The sequence below is a fragment of the Amycolatopsis rhabdoformis genome (assembly GCF_035918295.1).
Taxonomy (GTDB): domain Bacteria; phylum Actinomycetota; class Actinomycetes; order Mycobacteriales; family Pseudonocardiaceae; genus Amycolatopsis; species Amycolatopsis rhabdoformis.
Window position 1 is genome coordinate 394,332 of sequence record NZ_CP142149.1, and the last position, 18,736, is coordinate 413,067.

Below are 18,736 nucleotides of genomic sequence, written 5' to 3' on the forward strand. Positions count from 1 at the left end.
CTTCGCCGCGGTCGCCTCGACCGTGTCCACCTTCGGCGCGGACCAGGGACCCTTCGACGGGCCGCCAGCGCGGTGACGCGCGAGTCGCCGCCAGTAGGTCCGCTCCGGGATCCCGGCCAGTGCTGCGAACCTCGACACCGACACGTGATGTGTCGCTCTCAGGGCCTCGAGGTCGGCGAAGGGACCGCGTCGATGTACTCCGAGCCCTTCTGCCAGGTCCGCAACTGCACCGTCGCCTCCGCCCGGGCGAGCTTGAGCTCCTCGCACTCGGTGCGGAGCCGCCGCTCGGTCTGCGACTGACCGCCGTCCGGGCCGGGCAGCGACCGGTCCATGCCCGCCTTGCCCGCGTCGACGAACCGGTCCCGCCAGTTCCCCACCGTCGCCGAGGAAACACCATGCCGGCGCGCCGCCTCGGCCAGCGACAACTCGCCCTTCAACACCGCCGAGACGACCTGGATCTGCTCGTCCACCTGCACCTGCCGGGACGGCTTCTGCGATCTGCCCACCCAGACACCCTTCGTGGCCGATCAGCCTCGGACCCTGCCACAAAGTCTGACGCACTCCAGTGTCATCGATTCGAACACATGTTCGCACGATCGAGTGGTCGCTCGAGTGAAGAGCGGCATTCGTCGTCCTCGGCGAGCTAGTGTCGAATTCATCAAAGCAAGCCGGACGCAGCGCGACTCCGCCCCGTCCGATCCGGCGAGAATTCCTTCAACAGCAACGAACCCCGCACTCGAGCAGCACACTCTCGAGCAGCACAACCGCACAGCCGAACGAGAATGGATCAACCGTGTACGCACCAGCGTCCGAACAGTCAGCCCACACACCGACGCGTTTCCGCCGAAGGCCGTTTCATCGAAGGCCGTTTCATCGAAGGCCGGAGTGCCGCCTCATGGAGAGCACGCGAAGACCCGTGGCGTCATCCCAGGGTCTGCCACCAGCCGTCCACCGCGGGTGGGTTCGCCACGTCGATCCGCTGACCTGGCTTCGGCACGGCGAGAGTGAGATCGTTCGCCTTGGCCTCGCGCCACACTCGGTCCGCCGGCTCGCCCCACGGATGCATCGCGAGGGAGAAGGTCGCCCAGTGCACGGGCACGAGCAGGCCACCCTGCACGTCGATGTGCGCGGCGATGCCTTCCTCGGGCGTCATGTGGATGTCCGGCCACTGCGGGGCGTAAGCGCCGACCTGGATGAGCGTGGCGTCGAACGGCCCGTACTCGTCGCCGATCTTCGCGAAGCCGTCGAAGTAGCCGGTGTCCCCGCTGTAGAACACCTTGTGGCGAGGTCCGGAGATCACCCACGACGTCCACAGGGTGCTGTCGTTGCCGATGCCCCGGCCGGAGAAGTGCTGGGCCGGCGTCGCCACGAACCGGATGTCGGCGACTTCGGCTTCCTCGTGCCAGTCGAGCTCCACGATCCGCGCGGCCGGCACGTGCCACCGCTCCAGATGCGCGCCGACACCCAGCGGCACGAGAAACGGCGCATCGTGTGCTTCGAGCAGGGCGCGGACGGTGGCCAGGTCGAGATGGTCGTAGTGATCGTGCGAGATCACGATCGCGTCGACGCGGCCGACCGCGTCGAGCGGCACCGGCGCGGCGTGCAGCCGGCGCGGGCCCGCGAAGGCGGCGGGCGACACCCGGTCGCTCCACACCGGGTCGCACAGCACGCGGGCGCCGTCGATCTCGACGAGGGTCGAGGCGTGGCCGTACCAGGTGAGGAACAGGCCCTCGGTCGTGTCGGCCGCGGCGTCGGCCACGAGCGGGATCTGGCCAGTGGGCTTGCGCCGGTCGCGTTCTTCGCCGAACAGCAGCTCGCGCAGGATGCCGCCGGCGGCCGAGGGCGACGGGGACGAGCGCGTGGGTGAGGCGTTGCGGAAGACGCCGTCGGCGTACTGCGGCGAGCGGCGCATTCGTTCGGCACGCGCGCCGGTGGCCTTCGCGCCGAAGGCCACCGGGAAGTCACCGAGTGCCGAGAGAGTTTTCCTGAACATGTCGCCGAGTCTACGAACGCTTCCTGAGAGGAGCCCCAGCTTCGTGGAGGTGGGTCAGTGCCTGGCGGTAGGAGTCCACCAAGCCGGTCTGCAGGTAGGGAATGCCGAGCTCGGCGCAGTAGCGCTGCACGATCGGTTGCGCGCGTCGCAGGTGCACCGACGGCATGCTCGGGAACAGGTGGTGCTCGATCTGGTAGTTGAGGCCGCCGAGGGCGACGTCGGTGACCAGGCCGCCGCGAACGTTGCGCGACGTGAGCACCTGCTTGCGCAGGAAATCGAGCTGGGGGCGGCCGGTGAGCGTCGGCATGCCCTTGTGGTTCGGCGCGAAGATCGATCCCATGTAGACACCCCACAGTCCCTGGTGGACGGCGAAGAACAGCAGCGCGAGGCCCGGCGGGAGGACCACGAACAACGCGGTGAGGTAGGCCGCGAAATGCACCGTCAGGAGGGTGGCTTCGACACCACGGCGGCGCAGGCCAGGCCGGGCCACCGCGCGGATGCCGGACCAGTGGAGGTTCAACCCTTCGAGCGTGAGCAGCGGGAAGAAGAGAAACGCCTGGTATCGGCCGATGAACCGGGGCACGCCGCGGCTCGCGCGGGCCTGGTCCTGCGACCAGACGAGGATGTCGGGGTCGACGTCGGGATCCAGCTCCTCGTGGTTGGGGTTCGCGTGGTGGCGGGTGTGCTTGTCCATCCACCAGCCGTAGCTCATGCCGACGCCGAGGTTGCCCGCCAGCAGCCCGGCGGTTTCGGCGGGGCGCCGAGTGCGAAAGACCTGGCGGTGGGCGAGGTCGTGGGAAAGCAGGGCGATCTGGCCGAACATGAAGGCCTGGAAGGCGGCGACCGCGAGCTGCCACCACGAGTTCCCCAGAAGCGCAAATGCGACCCAGCCGCCGGCGAACAGCGTGGTCACCACGGCGATGCGGGCTGTGTAGTAGCCGGGGCGCCGGGTGAGCAGCCCGGCGTCGGTGATGCGGCGGGTGAGACGGGCGAAATCACTGCCGGGTCCGGCGGCGGCCGGGAGCACGAGATTGTCTGTGGTCACGTCGTCGAGTTTTTCGGGGAAGCCGACCGGACAGAACCCGGTAGACCCGAGAACCCGTACGGGGGGTGGCCCCACCCTGCTAGGGGTGGACGCGCGAAAGGTGGTGGTGGGGCGCGCCGAAAAGCTGAGCGGTCGCGTGCGCTCGTTTGAGGTAGCGGTGCGCGGGATGGTCCCAGGTGATGGCGATGCCGCCGTGCAATTGGATCATTTCGGCGGCGACTTTGGTGAACACCTCGCTGCAATGGACCTTTGCCACCGCCGCGAGCCGAGATGACCTCGGTGCGGCGTAGGCGGCGGAGCGCGCGGTCTCCACCTGCACGTGGAGGTCGGCCATCCGGTGCTTGAGCGCCTGGAAGCTCCCGATCGGGCGGCCGAACTGCACCCGTTGCTGCGTGTACTCCACGGTGAGGTCCAGTGCCTGGGCTGCGGCGCCGGCCTGCTCGGCGGCCAGCACCGCGCAGGCGACGTCGCGGACTCGGGCGAGGTCGACAGGTCCGAGCGGACGCGCGCGGACGTGGTCGAGCGTCACGGTGGCGAGGTGGCAGGTCTCGTCCATCGTCGGCACGGGTGCGCAGCGGACGCCGGAGTGCGCTGGGTCGACCTCGAAGAGGGCGGGTCCGTCCGGGGTTCGGGCGGCGGCGAGAAGGAGATCGGCGCCGGCGGCGTCGAGGACGTAGTGGGCGATGCCGTCCACTGTGGACCCGTCCGTGGTGAAGGCGGGCTGGTGGGTGTCCCAACGGCCGTCAGAAGTCCAGGCGAGGGCCCCAGCACTGCCGGTGGCGAGGGGCGGCAGCAGGCGGGACAGGGCGTCCGGGGCGGTGTTGGTGGAAGTGTCGATGGTGGTGAGAAGGGAGGTCACGGCGAGGACAGAAGAGCCGAGGAACGGCACGTCGGCGAGGTGCCGGCCGAGCTCTTCGGCGACGATCTGCGCCTCGGTGAGGCCTGGCGCTTGTCCGGAGTGTGCCGGGGGAGTCGTCAGTTCGGTGGCAAACCCGCCGAAGCGCTCAGGTACGAGCAGGGCGGCGATGCCGATCTGAGCGCACAAGGCGGGCCACGGCTCGGCCTCGCGGTCGAGGAGCTTGCGGACGCCGGCGCGGAGGTCGTCCTGTTCCGGGGTGAACGTCACGGTGCGATCGCCGCCAGGACACGGCGGCGGTGTTCCGCCGGGGTGCCCCACGCGCCGACGAGCGCGCGGACGCGGGTGAGGCGGAGGCCGAGAGGGTGTTCGGCGGTATAGCCGAGGGCGCCGTGGACCTGGAGGGCCGTCCGGGCGGAGAGGTAGGCGGCGTCGCCGCAGGCGGTTTTGGCGGCGGAGATGTCGGCGGGCTCGCCGGTGACTGCGGCGCCGTAGAGAAGGGGCGTCGCGAGCTCGAGGGCGGTGGCGACGTCGGCGAGGAGGTGCTGGATGGCCTGGTAGCGGCCGATCTCGCGGCCGAACTGCCGTCGGCTGAGGGCATGGGTGACTGACGCGTCCAGGAGCCACCGGCCGGCGCCGAGCAGCTGGGCGGCGGTGAGGAGCGCGCCGAGGTTGAACGCGCGCTCGGGAGCGAGCGCGGGGCCGAGCTCGGCGCCGGGGATGGGCGCAAACAGGCGGCGCGCGGCGTCGAGAGAGGAGAGGGCGGAGCCGGGCGTGAAGGTGCGCAGCTGGGAGCCGTCGAGGAGGTAGCGGGCGTCGGCGAGGTCGGCGTCGAGGGCGAAGGGAACGTGGGGAGGGAGGGACAGCGAGACGAGGGTTTCGCCGGTGGCGACGGAGGCCAGCACGTCGTGGTCGAGCAGGAGTGGGAGCACGGCGGCGTCGGTCCAGGGGCCAGGTAGGCAGAAGTGACCGAGCACCTCGAAGGCGACTACCGCATCGATGGTGGTCGCGCCTGAACCAGGGTCGCCGTTCTCGCGGCGGGTCCCGGCGGAATCGTCGCCCGCGGCGAGGCTGCCGCCCGCGGAGGCGCCGCCGCCTGCGGAGGGGCTGCCGCCTGCGGAGGGGCTGCTGCCCGTGGAGGTGCTGCCGTCGGCGGCTTGGGTGCCCGCGGTGGAGCGGCCGCTCGCTGTGGCGAGGTTGCCACTGGTGGAGAGCCTGCCTCTGGTGGAGAGGCTGCGGCCATCGGCGAGGCCGTCCTCGGCGGCCAGGGTGCCGCTGGTGGACAGGCTGCCGCTTTCGGCGAGGTCGCCGCTGGTGGAGGGGCCGTCGTCGGTGGGGAGGTCGTCGGCGGTGGAGAGGTCGGTGCCGGCGGCGAGGCCGCCGTGGTGGGTGGGGATGGTGAGGGACTGGACGCCCTGGTCGGCCAGGCGGCGCCAGATTTTCAGGCCGGGGCCGGGGTCGCCGGTGGACCAGGCGCGGGTGGCCGTGTCGCAGTCGAGGGAGTGGAGCAGTGAGGTGAGGGAAGCGGCGAAGTCGTGGTGGTGAGGGGAGAGGGTGAACCTCATCGGTCTCCTCTCGGGAGGCCGAGCAGGCGCTCGGCGATGATGCCGCGCTGGATTTGGTCGGTGCCGCCGTAGAGGGGGCCGGCGAGGGAGAAGAGCCAGCCGTCGGGCCAGGGGCCGCGGAGTTCGGCGGAGGGGCCGAGGAGGTCGAGGGCGGTTTCGTGGAGGGAGAGGTCGAGGTGTGACCAGAAGAGTTTGGTGACGCTGGCTTCCGGGCCAGGCTGGGCGCCGTCGGCGAGGCTGGTGATGGTGGCGAACGTGTGGAGTTGGTAGGCGCGAGCGGCGATCCAGGCGTCGGCGACGCGGTCGGCGGTCGCGTCCGGGCGGCCCGACTCGGACCACAGGTCGGCGAGCCGGCGGGCGGCGGCGAGGAAGCGGCCGGGGCTGCGCAGGGAGAGGCCGCGCTCGTTGGCGGCGGTGGTCATGGCCACGCGCCAGCCATCGCCAGGCTTGCCGATGACGTCGGCGGCCGGGACGAAGGCGTCGTCGAAGAAGATCTCGGCGAATCCGGGCTCGCCGTCGAGCTGGGCGATGGGGCGCACGGTCACGCCGGGGGCGCGCAGGTCGGCCATGAGGTAGGTGAGGCCGCGGTGGCGCGTTGAGGCGGGTTCGCTGCGGAACAGGCCGAAGGCGCGGTCCGCGAACGCCGCGCGTGAGCTCCAGGTCTTCTGGCCGTTGAGGAGCCAGCCGCCGTCGGCCGGCGTGGCGGTGCTGCGGAGGGAGGCGAGGTCGCTGCCGGCGTCCGGTTCGGACCAGGCTTGGGCCCACACTTCCTGTGAGCGCGCCATTTTGGGCAGGATCCGGGCGAGTTGCTCGGGCGTTCCGTGGGAGAAGAGGGTGGGGGCGAGCATGAAGATGCCGTTCTGATTCACGCGCGCGGGTGCGCCGGCGGCGTAGTACTCCTCTTCGAACAGGACCCAGTCGAGGAGGGTGGCGTCGCGGCCGCCGTACTCGTGGGGCCATGACACCACGGACCAACGCGCGTCGGCGAGCTCTTCCTCCCAGGCGCGGTGGGCCGCGAAGCCGTCCGCCGTGTCGAACGACGGCAGCGGCCCCCGCGGCACGTGCGCGGCGAGCCAGTCGCGCGCTTCGTCGCGGAATGCCTCGGCGGCAGGGCCCAGATCGAGGTCCACGGTGCTCACGCTCCGCCGGCGGTCGCGCCATCGGTGGGGCTTGGGACAGGGCCGTCGGTGGTCGGTGACGGCGAGGCGGAGTCGCCCGATAGGCCGGCGGCTGCGGTTGTCGCGGGTGGGGAGGTCGGTAGCAGTCGGGCGTGGCCGTCGTCCGGCGGGCTGGTGGCTGCGACTGAAGCAGGTGGGGCGGTCAGTGGTGGTGGGGCGTGGCTGGCGTCTGATGCGCCGGCGGCTGCGACTGCTGAAGGTGAAGAGGTTGGTGCCGGTGAGGTGTGGCTGTCGTCCGGTGGATCGGCGGCTGCGGCTGCCGCGGGTGCGGAGGTTCGTGGCTGTGAGGTGTGGCTGCCGTCCGATGGGCTGGTGGCTGCGACTCCAGCCGGTGGGGCGGGCAGCGGCAGTGAGGTGTGGCTGCCGTCCGATGGGCCGGCGGCTGCGGTTGTCGCGGGTGGGGAGGTCGGTAGCGAGGAGGTGTGGCTGTCGTCCCGTAGATCGGCGGCTGCGACTGCTGCTGGTGCGGAGGTCGGTGTCGGTGGGGTGTGGCTGTCGTCCGGTGGGCTGACGGCTGTGGCTGTCGCGGGTGCTGAGGTTGGTGAGGGTGAGGTGTAGCCGTCGCCTGATCCGGCGGCAGCGGTTGCCGCAGGGGCGGAGGTCGGGGACGGCGTGGTGGGGCTGGTGCTGGAGGGGGCGGAAGCAGCGGTCGGCGAGGGAGTGCCCGGACCGTCGGCGCCGGCGCGGTCGGTGGCGGCGGATTGCCGGGACGGGGCCGGGTGGCGCATGGAGTGGGCGGTGTGGCCGCCGAGGGAGTGGCCGGTGGTTTCGGCGTTGTGGGCGTGGGCGAGGTGGTGGAGGGCGAAGGCGGAGTCCATGCCGGAGTGCAGGCCCATGAGGTCTTCGGCCTGGTTGACGGCTTTTTTGGCGAGCGCCAGGCCGAAGCGGGGCATCTCGGCGATTTGGCCGGCGAGTGTGAGGGTCTCGGACTCGAGGGAGGCGCGGGGGACGACGCGGTTGAGCATCCCCCACGTGAGGGCCTGGGCGGCGGAGAAACGCGCGCCGGTGAAGAGGACTTCCTTGGCGGCGCGCGGGCCGAGGACCCAGGGGTGGGCGAAGTACTCGACGCCGGGGATTCCCATGCGTACCACGGGGTCGGCGAAGAAGGCGTCGTCGGAGGCGATGATGAGGTCGCAGGTCCAGGCGAGCATGAGGGCGCCGGCGATGCAGGCGCCCTGGACGGAGGCGATGGTGGGCTTCGGCAGTTCGCGCCAGCGGCGGCACATGCCGAGGTAGACCTCGGCTTCGCGGGCGAAGCGCTGGTCGGCGCCGGGGGCGTCGACGTGGTCCCACCACGTGACGGCGCGGCGGGGGAAGGACACGTCGGCGTCGCGGCCGGGGGAGCCGATGTCGTGGCCGGCGGAGAAGTGGTTGCCGGCGCCGGCGAGCACGATGACCTTCACTAGTGGGTCCTCGACGGCGCGGGTGAAGGCGTCGTCGAGGGCGTAGGTCATCGCGGAGTTCTGGGCGTTGCGGTATTCGGGCCGGTTCATGGTGACGACGGCGGTCGGGCCGCGGCGTTCGTAGAGGACCTCAGGCATGCCTGCGCTCCGGCGGGTTGTGGTGCCATGGGAAACGAGTGACGGTCGCGGGGGAGTGGAGTCGGAGGCGGGCGGCTTCAGTCGGGTGGGCCGCTCGCATGAGGCGTTCGGGAGTGGCCTCGCCGGTGCGCGACTTCAGCCAGGTGGGGCCTCCCGTAGGAGGCGTTTGAGGACCTTGCCCGCCGGATTGCGGGGGAGGTCCTGGAGGAAGTCCACCGTGAGCGGCACTTTGTAGTTCGCGAGGTTTTCCTTGCAGTGCACGAGAACCTCCTCGGCAGTGACGTGAGCGCTCGGGTGGAGGACGACGTAGGCGTGGCCCACTTCGCCCAGGCGGGGGTGCGGGGTGCCCACGACGGCGGCGTCGGCGATGGCGGGATGGGTCGTCAGCACGTGTTCGACCTCGGCGGGGTAGACGTTGAAGCCGCCGGTGATGTAGATGTCCTTGAGGCGGGCGGTGATGCGGAGGTGACCGTCGGCGGAGAGCCGGCCGGCGTCGCCGGTGTGGAGCCAGCCCGCGGAGTCGATGGCGGCGGCGGTCGCGGCGGGGTCGTCGAGGTAGCCGAGCATGACGTTGGGGCCGCGCAGGAGGATCTCGTCGTCGGTGCCCAGGCGGAGTTCGAAGTCGGCGGTGGGGCGGCCGGAGTATTGAGCCACGACATCAAGCAGGTCGGTGGGGCGGCTCATGGTGGCGACGACGGCTTCGGTGAGGCCGTACGCCGTGAGCACCGTGTCGAAGCCCAGGTCGGAGTGCATGCGGGACACCAGGGACGCCGGGACGGAAGCGGCGCCGGTCACCGCGAGACGCAGCGTGGAGAGGTCGAAGTCCGTGCGGTCGGGAGCGTCGAGCAGGGTCTGGTAGACGGTCGGGGCGCCGGGGAGGACGGTGATTCGTTCGTCCTGGATGAGGCGCAGGGTCGCGGAGGCGTCGAACACGCGTTGCGGGACGATCGTGGCACCGCTGAGCAAGCAGGCCAGAATTCCTGCCTTGTAACCGAAACTGTGGAAGAACGGGTTCACCACGAGGTAGCGGTCCTGGGCGGACAGCGAAGCGCACGTGGCCCAAGCCGCCGCCACGCCGAGGGCCTGGCGGTGCGCACTCATCGCGCCTTTGCTGCGGCCCGTGGTGCCGGAGGTGAAGAGGATGTCGCTGACGTCGTCCGGGCCGACGGTGGGCTCTCCGAACCGACCCTCCACATCGGACCATTCGACGACACCCGGAAGTGGTGGTTCCGGACCTTCGACCGGAACCCGGACCATCGTCGGGGGCAAGGGATCCAACGCCGAAAGCCGCGAGGTGCCCAGGAACCTGCCCGTGATCACCAAACCCGAAACCCGCGCCCGAGTCAGCACGTCGAGTGTTTCCCGCGCCGTGAAACGGGTGCTCACCGGGACGAGGGTTGCGCCCGAGTACAACACGCCGAGGCCGGCCACGACCCAGTGCCACGTGTTCGGGGAGCACACCGCGACGCGCGCGCCGACGCCGATGCCGCGCCCGGCCAGGAACCCCGCGAACACCCGCACTCGCGAGCGCAGGGCAGGCCACGTGAGCCGCACGTCGCCGTCGGACACGGCTTCGCCCGTGGGGTAACGCGCCGCGGCCGCGTCGAGCGCTGCCGGGACGGTGAGCGGCAGCGTCATCGCAGACCTCCCTAGCAAGTGCTTGGTAGGGTAACGTACGAAGCAGGCCCGAGGCCAGAGAGGAGAACGCGAGTGGACGAGTTCCGGGCGCGGATTCGCGGCTGGCTGACCGAACACCTCGACCCCGAGCTGAAGGGGCGCGGCGGGCCCGGCCGCGAGCACGAAGCGTTCGACGAACGCCGCGCCTGGGAACGGAAACTCGGCGCCGCCGGGTGGAACGGCCTCGGTTGGCCCGCGGCGCACGGCGGGCGCGGTGCGACGATCGAGCAGCAGGTGGTGTTCCACGAGGAGTACGCCCGCGCCGACGCCCCCGCGCGCGTGAGCCACCTCGGGCAGGAGCTGCTCGGCCCGGCGCTCATCGCGTTCGGCAGCGAGGCCCAGCAACGCCGGTTCCTGCCGAAGATCCTCGCCGTCGACGAGCTGTGGTGCCAGGGCTACTCCGAGCCTGGCGCCGGCTCGGACCTGGCCGCGATCAGCACCAAAGCGCGGCTCGACCAGGACGAGTGGGTGATCACCGGGCAGAAGGTGTGGACCTCGCTGGCCCACGTCGCCGATTGGTGCTTCGCGCTCGTCCGCACCGAACCGGGCTCGAAACGCCACCACGGCCTGTCGTTCCTGCTCGTGCCGATGCACCAGGACGGCGTGGACGTGCGGCCGATCCGCCAGCTCACCGGCACGGCCGAGTTCAACGAGGTCTTCTTCACCGAGGCCCGCACCGCGAAGGACAACGTGGTCGGCGCGCCCGGCGACGGCTGGCGCGTCGCGATGGGACTGCTCGGCTTCGAACGCGGCGTCGCCACGCTCGGCCAGCAGGTCGGATTCCGGCGGGAACTCGAAGCCCTCACCGCCGAAGCCGAAACGTCCGGCGCCGCAACGGATCCGCACGTCGCCGAGGCGCTCGCGCGGGCGTGGGTGGGCCTCGAGGTGATGCAGGCGCAAGCCCTGCGGACGCTGGGTGAAGACGGCCCCAGCACCGCCTCCGTGGCCAAGCTCGTGTGGTCCGGCTGGCACCGCAAGCTCGGCGAGCTGGCCATGCTCGTCCGCGGCCCGGCGGGCCTCGTCGCGCCCGACGACCTCGACCGCTGGCAACGCCTCTTCCTCTTCTCCCGCGCCGACACCATCTACGGCGGCTCCGACGAAATCCAGCGCACCGTGATCGCCGAACGCGTGCTGGGCCTGCCGAAGGAGGCTCGCCCGTGACGCCGGCGTGCCGCGAAGGCAAGAGCCTGCTGCTGGACGCGGTCGGGGGCTGCGCCACGGTGAGGGGGTGCTTCAGGGGAAGCGTGTTCGGTCCACGCCGGAAGGCTCGCCGTGATCCCCGTGCGCCGCGGAAGCAACGGCCCGCTGTGGAACAAGGTTGTGGTGGTCATAGCGGCCGAGACGAAGCAGGATCTCAGGGAATCGGCCGCCGTGCCCGTCTGGCCCGGGGAAGCTTGCTTGTGATCGCCGCGCACGGCGATCACAAGACTCTGCCCCGGGACGCGGTGGTGGTCGCCGCGGCTGCTAGCTCGACTGTGGCGAATTGTTGCCCTGGCCGACGTGTTCGGACCGCCTACGGAGGCTCGCGTGTGATCGCCGCATGCAGCAAAGGCAGGAGCCTGTTGCAGGCCACGGTTGTGGTGGTCGCCGCGGCTGCCGGCTTGACCTCGGCGAAGCGTTGCCCTGACGGGCGTTTGTTCCGCCTGCCGAAGGGGGGTTCGCCCGTGACGCCCGTCCGCCGTGAAGGAAAGCGCCTTTGCAGGTCCCGGTCCGGGTGGTCGCGGCGAGGTCTTGCCCTGACCGACGTGTATTCGGCCTGCTGGGAGGAGCGCTCGTGATCACCGCGTGTCGCAAAGGCAGGAGCCTGTCGCAGGCCATGGCCGCGGTGGTCGCCGCGGCTGTCGGCTCGACCTCCGTGAAGTGTTGCCCGGACAACCATGTCCCCGGCCTGCCGAGGAAGGCTCGCTCATGACACCCGCGTGCCGCGAAAGCAAGAGCCTGCCGTCGACCACGGCCGTAACCACGACTGTCGGCTCAACCGCACCGAAGCGCTGCCCCGACAACCACATGCTCGCCCCGCCAAGGGAGGCTCGCCCGTGATCCCCACCTACCCCGAAGGCAAGAACCTCCTCAAGGACAAAGTCGTCGTCATCACCGCGGCCGCCGGGACCGGCATCGGGTCGGCGGTGGCGAGGCGGTGTGTGGAGGAAGGGGCCCGCGTGCTGATCAGTGATCGTCACGAGCGCCGCCTCAAGGCGACCGCGCAAGAGCTCGACGTGCCCGCCACGCCCTGCGACGTCACCAGCGAAGAAGACGTCCAGCGTCTCATCGACACCGCCGTCGAGCACTACGGACACCTCGACGTGCTGGTGAACAACGCCGGCCTCGGAGGAACCGCTTCGATCCTCGACATGACCGACGACGAGTGGTCGCGCGTGCTCGACGTGACGCTCACCGGCACCTTCCGCGCCACCCGCGCGGCCCTGCGGCGGTTCGCGGGGCAGGGCACCGGGGGCGCCATCGTGAACAACGCCAGCGTGCTCGGCTGGCGTGCGCAGGGCGGGCAGGCGCACTACGCCGCGGCCAAGGCGGGCGTGATGGCGCTGACCCGGTGTGCGGCCGTGGACGCGGCGCCCTACGGCGTGCGGGTGAACGCCGTGGCGCCCAGCCTCGCGATGCACGCCAACCTCGCGAAGGTGACCAGCGACGAGGTGCTCGCGGAGCTGACCGCGCGGGAGGTCTCGGGGAGGGCGGCGCAGCCGTGGGAGGTGGCGAATGTGATGGTGTTCCTGGCCAGTGAGTACGCCTCGTACCTCACCGGCGAGGTGGTGTCGGTCAGTGCCCAGCACGCGTGAGGTGGAACGAGTGAAGAACGCCCCTGGATCCCGGCGCGCGGAGTTGCTCGCGCTCGCCGCGAAGCTGTTCGCGGAGCGCGGGTACGTGTCCACCACGGTGCGCGACATCGCCGACGCCGCGGGGATCCTGTCGGGAAGTCTGTACCACCACTTCGACTCGAAGGAGTCGATGGCCGACGAGATCCTGTCTGGGTTCCTCGACGAGCTGTTCGGGGCGTACGCCGAGATCGTCGCGCAGGGCAAGGGGCCGCGGGAGACGCTGGAGGCCGTGGTGGTGGCGTCGTTCGAGTCGATCCACCGGCGCCCGGCCGAGGTGGCGATCTACCAGAACGAGGCGCAGCACCTCATGCAGCTGCCGCGCTTCGCCTACCTCACCGACCGCAACGCCGAGTTCCGCAAGCTCTGGAACGGCATCCTCACCGACGGCGTCGAGGCCGGCGTCTTCCGCTCCGACCTCGACGTGGAACTGGTCTACCGCTTCATCCGCGACACGGTGTGGGTCGCCGTGCGCTGGTACAACCCCGAAGGCGCGCTGAGTGCCCACGACGTCGCCGAGCAGTACCTGCGCATCCTCACCGAAGGTATCGCCACGCGCAGGAAGCGCCGTGGCTGAGGCCTACGTGCTCGACGCCGTGCGCACGCCCGTCGGCCGTCGCGGCGGCGCGCTCGCGAAGGTGCACCCGGCCGACCTCGGCGCGCACGTGATCCAGGAGGTCGTGCGCCGCAGTGGCGTGGACCCGGCGCTGGTCGACGACGTGATCCTCGGCTGCGTCGACACGCTCGGGCCGCAGGCCGGCAACCTCGCGCGCACCGCGTGGCTCGTCGCCGGGTTTCCCGATCACGTGCCGGGCGTGACCGTCGATCGCCAGTGCGGTTCGAGCCAGCAGGCGGTGCACTTCGCCGCGCAGGCGGTGCTCAGCGGCACCGCCGACCTCGTGCTCGCGGGCGGGGTGCAGAACATGTCGGCCGTGCCCATCGGGTCCGCGATGCTCGCCGGGCGCGAGCTCGGGTTTCCCGATCCGTTCACGGGTTCGCGGGGCTGGCAAGAGCGTTACGGCGACGAGGAGGTGTCGCAGTTCCGCAGCGCCGACCTCATCGCGCGCCACTGGGACCTGTCCCGCGCGCGGCTGGAGGAGTTCGCACTCCGCAGCCACGAACGCGCGATCGCCGCTGCCGACGAAGGACGCTTCGACGCCGAACTCGTGGCCTGCGGTGACTTCCGCGTGGACGAAGGTCCCCGTCGCGACACGAGTCTCGCCAAGATGGCCGCGCTGCAGCCGCTTTCGGCAGGCTCGCGCATCACGGCCGCCGTGGCCAGCCAGCTCTCCGACGGTGCGAGCGCGACACTGCTGGCTTCGGAGAAGTTCGTCGAAGAGCAGCAGCTCACGCCGAAAGCCCGCATCCACCACCTGTCGGTGCGCGCCGCCGATCCGGTGTGGATGCTCACCGGGCCGATCCCGGCGACCGCGCACGCGCTGCGCAAGACCGGCCTCACGATCGGTGACATCGACCTGTTCGAGGTCAACGAAGCGTTCGCCAGCGTGGTGCTCGCGTGGCTCGACGAGACCGGCGCGGACCCCGAGCGCGTGAACGTGAACGGCGGCGCCATCGCCCTCGGGCACCCGATCGGCGCCTCGGGCACGAAGCTGTTCGCCACGCTCCTGCACGAGCTCGACCGCCGCGAAGCCCGCTTCGGTCTACAGACGATGTGCGAAGGCGGCGGCACGGCGAACGTCACCATCATCGAACGGCTGTGAACTGGGCCGGCCACCACACCGTCCAGCCGCAGGACGGCGTGGTGACCGGCGGAAGGGGGCAGCCGCCGCGCGCGGCCACCCCCGGCTCTCACCGCGTGAAGCCCGGCGCACCCTCGTATCGGGCCGCCTCGAACTCCTCACCGAACTCCGCGTAGAACTCCTGCGTGTCGAACCGCTCGTCCTCGAACTCCGGCAGCTCCCCGGCCTCCGGCCACGCCACCACGGGCTCGGGCTCGGCCGGCACCGGAACCGGCGGCGAGTACGAAGGAACGGGCAACCGCCGCTCCAGCTCCGCCGTCCAGTCGAGCATCGCCCGCGGCCGGTCCCACGCCGTGATCCCGACGAGCTGCCCACCGCGGATGAACCCGGTGATGCCGTCGGCCAGCGACACGGTGTCCTCGCCGAGCGAAGGCAGCCCGGCCATCTGCAGCCGCACGTCGTAGAGCGTCGACCACGCCCGCGGCAGCGGCGTGAACGGCGTGGCCGCCGACCGGCCCGCGATCAGGTTCTCCGCCGCCGCGCGCGCCGATTCCACGGCGTTGATCCAGTGCTCCACGCGCCGCGGCACCTCGTCGAAGCGCAGGTTGGGCCAGCGCGCGAGGTCACCGGCCACCACCACGTCCTCGGCGCCGTCGGCGAACAGCGTCGGCTCGCACAGCACCCCGTCGGAGACGTCGAGGCCCGAGCCGCGCAGGTAGTCGACCGCCGGGACGCTGCCGATCGCGAGCACCACGCAGCTGGCCACGAGCAGCTTGTTGTTCGTGAGGTGCAGGCCGAGGGTGTCGTCGGTGCTGATCCAGTGCCGCACCTCCGAGCCCATCGCGAGCTTCGTGCGGTGCTCCTTGTGCAGCTTCACCACCGCGTCGGAGATGCGGGTGCCGAAGCGGTGCAGCGGCGCCTTCGCGTGGCCGACGAGCGTGACGTCGCGGCCGAGGTGGCGCATGCTCGCGGCGAACTCGTTGCCGATCAGGCCGCCGCCGATGACCACCGCCGGTTTGGTGCTCGCGTGCAGGCTGCGGCGCACGGCCAGCGCGTCGTCGATCGTGCGCAGCACCCGCACGCGCGGGTCGTGGCGCGGCGAGCCCGGCAGGTGCCGCGGCACCACGCCGGTGGCCAGCACGAGCCCGTCGTACCAGAGCGATTCGCCGCCGGGCAGGTGCACGACGCGTTCGACCGTGTCCAGGTGTGTCGCGCGGGTGCCGAGCCGCCAGTGCACGTCGAGTTCGCGGTAGGCGCTCAGCGTGGTGTCGGGCGGGCGGGCCGAGCCCATCACCATCTGCTTCGAGATCATCGGCCGGTGATACGGCCGGCGGGCCTCGTCGCCCACCACCACGATCTCGCCGTCGAAGTTCAGCTCACGCAGCCGTTCCGCCGCGCGCAGGCCGGCGACGCCGGCGCCGACGATCACGATCCGGTCGCCGTCAGCCATCGAGTTCTCCTCTCAAGACGACCGCCTGCATCGGGCACACGCGGGCGGCGGCGATCGCCTGGGTCAGGTCTTCGGGTTCGAGCAGCCGCTTGCGGAAGCGCAGGCGCCCGTCCCGGCCGAGGTCGAAGAGGTCCGGGGCCTCCATCGCACAGATTCCGTAGAGCTCGCACCGGTCGTTGTCGACACTCACGCGCGGCCCGCTCCGAGGCAGTTTCACGCCACCTGCTCCTCGACGAGCCCGAGCCGTTCGAGCGTGCGCGGCGGCAGGAACCGCAGCAGCGCCAGCGTGACCGGCGGCACGAGCAGGGTGATGCCGACGAGCCACATCGCCGCGAGGTGGCCGTTGGCGATCGCGCCGAGGAACGCGTGCAGCGCGGTCAGCGCGACGGCCGGGTACGCCAGCCGGTGCAGCCACAGCCAGCGCCGGTACGACGTCCAGCGCTGCACGCACGTGGTGAGCGCGATCGCCAGCATCAGCTCGAGCCCGACGATGCCGAGCGTGTGCCGCGCGAGCGTGCCCGGCATGAACGGGATCGAGAGGTAGGCCAGCGAGAACGGGTTCACCGTGAGGTAGAGGAACCCCAGCGCGTGCAGGCAGCCGAACGCGAGCGCGAGCGTCGAGAGCATCAAGTGGCCGCTGCGCAGGGCCTTGCGGCCGGTGACCGAGCGCACCCAGCCGGTGGCGGTGAGCACGCCCCAGCACAACGCGAGACACATGAACGCGTAGGACAGGCGCGCCGAAAGGGACGCGATGCCGCGGGCGGCCGGGTCGGTCGATTGCTGTGCGAGGGTGGTCACCGCCTCGTGGACGGTGTCAACCATGGTTTTCTCCTGAGTTCGGACGGAGCCGGCCGCCACGCAGGCGGCCCGACTTCGCGTAGCGGACCCCGAGCACCGTCGCCCCGCCCACCAGCAGGAAGAGCAGTGCGGCGGTGAGCAGGTCGGAGCTCTGCAGGTCGAGTGCGCTGCCGGCGGGCGCGGCGGAATCGGCGGCCGCGGAAGGCGGCAGCGCGCTGAAATCGACGTACCCGGTGCTCTCCAGCAACGTCATGTGCCGCAGCACCGCCTGGTTCGCGACGGTCGCGTACGCGCGGATCTCGGGGTTGCGGGTTCCGGCGCGGACCTGGGCGATCACGGAGAACACCTGGCCGTGGGCCGCACGCAGCAGGTTGGCGAAGAGGCGGTCGAACTCCTGCGGGGTGGGGGCCTTCTGCAGTTGGTCGAGCCAGCCCAGCTGCTGGGCCGACGGTTCTTCGGGCAGCACGACGCCGAGCTTCGCGGCGAGCTGGCGGGTGAGCACGTCGAGCCGGCCGTGGTCGACCATGATCGCCGCGCCGACCTCGCGCACCTTCGGGTCCGCGCCGCGGGTTTCGGCCCACGTGCCGGCCGGCATCTCCCACAGCCCGGCCTGGCGCACCTTCACGAGCAGCAGCTGGTCACCGGCGTCCACGCCGGTCTGGGCCGACGCCGGGGCCGCCGGCAGCACCACGAACGCGGCGAGCAGCACCAGCACCAGACGCAGCGCCTTGCGGAGGCGATCAGATCCGGAACGCATCGGCCCGCCAGGTGTCGGTGGTGGTCTCGATCTTGGCGCCCTCGGGCGTCAAGGGGAACCACGCGCGGCCGACGCCTTGTCCCGCGGTCTGTCCCGGCATCTCGTCGCCGGTGTAGCGGTAGAGCGGCCAGCCGGCGAGGGTGACCTGATCCGTGCCGTCGGGGCGCGTGACACTCGCCACGAGAGCCCGGTCGATGCCGGTGAGCTGCACCTCACCGTTGGCGCGCACGGGAAGCCACTTCGCGGCGCATTCGTCGGTGCAGCGCGAACGAGAGGGCTTGGCGCTGTCGCGGTCGTAGCGGTAGACGGCGAAACCGCTCCCGTCCACGACGACGTCGCCGAGGTCGAACGCGCGGGCGGCGCGCAGGGCGGCTTTCGCCGGGTCGGTCTGGTCGGCCGGCATCTGCATCGGCATCGGCATGCTCTTCGGGCCCGGGGGGCTGGGGGAATAGCCATCGGGAGCGGTTCCGGACTGACATGCGGTCAACAATGGGAAAACGACCAGGCACACGGCGGCGGGCGCCACCGTGGCGATCAAGCGGTTCACGGCTTCCTCCAGGGGGCGGAACTGCGCGCCGTCGCGGGAAAACGACAGGAAAAGGGCGCAGTTGATCCACTGTGGACAGTAAGCCCAGGGTGAATGCGGCGCGTCGCGGGGGAACGACGCTTTGTCGGGGTCTTCGACAGGGGATACGGGTGCGGGTTCAACCCGGTTCAAAAAACTTCTGTGACCAAAGCGCGTGAATTTGGTACTGGACTAAATGGTGTCTTTGCCACAAAGATGTCCGGCGTGGGACGGCACAATCGAACGCTGAGCCCGACGGACGATCATGAAACCGAAACCCCCGGAGTTCATGACGACCTGGCCAAAGCGTTGTACCAAGAGTTCGGCGGAGCCTTGATGGGCTTCGCGCTGCGCCTGACCGGTCACGACCGGCAGTGGGCGGAGGACGTGGTGCAGGAGACGTTGATCAAGGCTTGGCGCAACGCCGACAAGCTCGACCGGAGGCCGGCGATGCTGCGCGCGTGGCTGTTCACCGTGGCCCGGCGCATCGTCATCGACGGCTGGCGCAGCCGCAGTGTCCGTCCTCAGGAACTCGCGGAGATCGAGTCCGACGCCGTGTTCGTGCCCGACGAGTCGGACAAGACAGTGGCGGCCATGATCCTCTACGAGGCCCTGCAAGGGCTTTCGCCGGAGCACCGCGAGGCCGTGCAGCAGACGTACCTGGCCGACCGCACCGTGAACGAGGTCGCGGCCACCCTGGGGGTGCCGCCGGGCACCGTGAAATCGCGAATCCACCACGCCGTCCGCGCCCTGCGGAAGGCGCTGCGCGAGCGGGGGTGA

Annotated in this window: 17 protein-coding genes and 1 pseudogene; 5 read left to right on the plus strand and 13 right to left on the minus strand. The window is 70.9% G+C overall.

The genetic code is table 11. The features are described 5' to 3' along the window. Positions 1–158: 158 nt before the first annotated feature. The 8 genes and pseudogenes from VSH64_RS01820 to VSH64_RS01855 all read right to left on the minus strand — a co-directional run bounded on the left by VSH64_RS01820 (position 159) and on the right by VSH64_RS01855 (position 9,816). The gene (locus VSH64_RS01820) at positions 159–506 is read right to left on the minus strand and encodes a helix-turn-helix domain-containing protein (protein WP_326569815.1); all 348 of its coding nucleotides are present in this window, start codon (positions 504–506) and stop codon (positions 159–161) included. A 416-nt stretch (positions 507–922) separates the two neighbouring features. Further along, positions 923–1,993 carry an MBL fold metallo-hydrolase gene (locus tag VSH64_RS01825; RefSeq protein ID WP_326569816.1) on the minus strand — a complete coding sequence of 357 codons (1,071 nt, stop codon included), beginning with the start codon at positions 1,991–1,993 and terminating at the stop codon, positions 923–925. Positions 1,994–2,003: 10 nt separating this feature from the next. Next, on the minus strand, positions 2,004–3,038 hold the full coding sequence (locus VSH64_RS01830; RefSeq protein WP_326569817.1) for a fatty acid desaturase family protein: 1,035 nt from the start codon (positions 3,036–3,038) through the stop codon (positions 2,004–2,006). Positions 3,039–3,117: 79 nt separating this feature from the next. Continuing rightward, positions 3,118–4,164: an acyl-CoA dehydrogenase family protein gene (locus VSH64_RS01835; RefSeq protein ID WP_326569818.1), complete on the minus strand. Its 1,047-nt coding sequence runs from the start codon at positions 4,162–4,164 to the stop codon at positions 3,118–3,120. Continuing rightward, complete coding sequence (locus VSH64_RS01840) at positions 4,161–5,459, minus strand: acyl-CoA dehydrogenase family protein (protein WP_326569819.1); 1,299 nt, start codon at positions 5,457–5,459, stop codon at positions 4,161–4,163. Before VSH64_RS01840 ends, VSH64_RS01835 begins: the two co-directional genes overlap by 4 nt. Further along, positions 5,456–6,589 carry an acyl-CoA dehydrogenase family protein gene (locus tag VSH64_RS01845; protein ID WP_326569820.1) on the minus strand — a complete coding sequence of 378 codons (1,134 nt, stop codon included), beginning with the start codon at positions 6,587–6,589 and terminating at the stop codon, positions 5,456–5,458. The genes VSH64_RS01840 and VSH64_RS01845 overlap by 4 nt, the downstream gene beginning before the upstream one ends. A gap of 770 nt (positions 6,590–7,359) precedes the next feature. Continuing rightward, a pseudogene (locus VSH64_RS01850) lies at positions 7,360–8,178 on the minus strand (enoyl-CoA hydratase); the annotation flags it as partial. Positions 8,179–8,313: 135 nt separating this feature from the next. Next, positions 8,314–9,816 (minus strand): FadD3 family acyl-CoA ligase, encoded by a 1,503-nt coding sequence (locus VSH64_RS01855; protein ID WP_326569821.1) that lies wholly within the window; start codon positions 9,814–9,816, stop codon positions 8,314–8,316. Between the two features lie 72 nt (positions 9,817–9,888). Here VSH64_RS01855 and VSH64_RS01860 point away from each other — a divergent pair, with 72 nt between their 5' ends. The 4 genes from VSH64_RS01860 (at position 9,889) to VSH64_RS01875 (ending at position 14,407) form a co-directional block, all read left to right on the plus strand. Beyond that, positions 9,889–11,016 carry an acyl-CoA dehydrogenase family protein gene (locus VSH64_RS01860; protein ID WP_326569822.1) on the plus strand — a complete coding sequence of 376 codons (1,128 nt, stop codon included), beginning with the start codon at positions 9,889–9,891 and terminating at the stop codon, positions 11,014–11,016. A gap of 875 nt (positions 11,017–11,891) precedes the next feature. Continuing rightward, positions 11,892–12,650, plus strand: a complete 759-nt coding sequence (locus VSH64_RS01865; protein WP_326833698.1) for an SDR family oxidoreductase — start codon at positions 11,892–11,894, stop codon at positions 12,648–12,650. A gap of 10 nt (positions 12,651–12,660) precedes the next feature. Next, positions 12,661–13,263 (plus strand): TetR/AcrR family transcriptional regulator, encoded by a 603-nt coding sequence (locus VSH64_RS01870; protein ID WP_326833699.1) that lies wholly within the window; start codon positions 12,661–12,663, stop codon positions 13,261–13,263. Continuing rightward, a complete protein-coding gene (locus VSH64_RS01875; protein ID WP_326833700.1) occupies positions 13,256–14,407 on the plus strand; it encodes an acetyl-CoA C-acetyltransferase in 1,152 nt (383 codons plus the stop codon). Before VSH64_RS01870 ends, VSH64_RS01875 begins: the two co-directional genes overlap by 8 nt. Positions 14,408–14,495: 88 nt before the next feature. Here VSH64_RS01875 and VSH64_RS01880 read toward each other — a convergent pair whose 3' ends face one another. The 5 genes from VSH64_RS01880 to VSH64_RS01900 are packed head-to-tail and all read right to left on the minus strand — an operon-like array spanning position 14,496 to position 17,806. After that, positions 14,496–15,836, minus strand: coding sequence for an NAD(P)/FAD-dependent oxidoreductase (locus tag VSH64_RS01880; protein WP_326833701.1), 1,341 nt, complete (start codon positions 15,834–15,836; stop codon positions 14,496–14,498). After that, positions 15,829–16,053 carry a ferredoxin gene (locus VSH64_RS01885; protein WP_326833702.1) on the minus strand — a complete coding sequence of 75 codons (225 nt, stop codon included), beginning with the start codon at positions 16,051–16,053 and terminating at the stop codon, positions 15,829–15,831. The genes VSH64_RS01880 and VSH64_RS01885 overlap by 8 nt, the downstream gene beginning before the upstream one ends. After that, complete coding sequence (locus tag VSH64_RS01890) at positions 16,050–16,658, minus strand: ferric reductase-like transmembrane domain-containing protein (RefSeq protein WP_326833703.1); 609 nt, start codon at positions 16,656–16,658, stop codon at positions 16,050–16,052. Before VSH64_RS01890 ends, VSH64_RS01885 begins: the two co-directional genes overlap by 4 nt. Then, positions 16,651–17,391, minus strand: coding sequence for a DUF4142 domain-containing protein (locus VSH64_RS01895; RefSeq protein WP_326833704.1), 741 nt, complete (start codon positions 17,389–17,391; stop codon positions 16,651–16,653). The genes VSH64_RS01890 and VSH64_RS01895 overlap by 8 nt, the downstream gene beginning before the upstream one ends. Continuing rightward, positions 17,375–17,806: a hypothetical protein gene (locus VSH64_RS01900; RefSeq protein ID WP_326833705.1), complete on the minus strand. Its 432-nt coding sequence runs from the start codon at positions 17,804–17,806 to the stop codon at positions 17,375–17,377. Before VSH64_RS01900 ends, VSH64_RS01895 begins: the two co-directional genes overlap by 17 nt. 375 nt (positions 17,807–18,181) lie before the next feature. Between VSH64_RS01900 and VSH64_RS01905 the strand changes: the two genes are divergently transcribed. Continuing rightward, on the plus strand, positions 18,182–18,736 hold the full coding sequence (locus VSH64_RS01905; RefSeq protein ID WP_407655625.1) for a sigma-70 family RNA polymerase sigma factor: 555 nt from the start codon (positions 18,182–18,184) through the stop codon (positions 18,734–18,736).

What these genes read in the sequence shown, in the direction of transcription:
- VSH64_RS01840 (WP_326569819.1), bottom strand. Translation starts at nt 5,459, where the DNA reads ATGAGGTTCACCCTCTCCCCTCACCACCACGACTTCGCCGCTTCCCTC.
- VSH64_RS01880 (WP_326833701.1), bottom strand. Translation starts at nt 15,836, where the DNA reads ATGGCTGACGGCGACCGGATCGTGATCGTCGGCGCCGGCGTCGCCGGC.
- VSH64_RS01855 (WP_326569821.1), bottom strand. Translation starts at nt 9,816, where the DNA reads ATGACGCTGCCGCTCACCGTCCCGGCAGCGCTCGACGCGGCCGCGGCG.
- VSH64_RS01890 (WP_326833703.1), bottom strand. Translation starts at nt 16,658, where the DNA reads ATGGTTGACACCGTCCACGAGGCGGTGACCACCCTCGCACAGCAATCG.
- VSH64_RS01900 (WP_326833705.1), bottom strand. Translation starts at nt 17,806, where the DNA reads ATGCCGATGCAGATGCCGGCCGACCAGACCGACCCGGCGAAAGCCGCC.
- VSH64_RS01825 (WP_326569816.1), bottom strand. Translation starts at nt 1,993, where the DNA reads ATGTTCAGGAAAACTCTCTCGGCACTCGGTGACTTCCCGGTGGCCTTC.
- VSH64_RS01895 (WP_326833704.1), bottom strand. Translation starts at nt 17,391, where the DNA reads ATGCGTTCCGGATCTGATCGCCTCCGCAAGGCGCTGCGTCTGGTGCTG.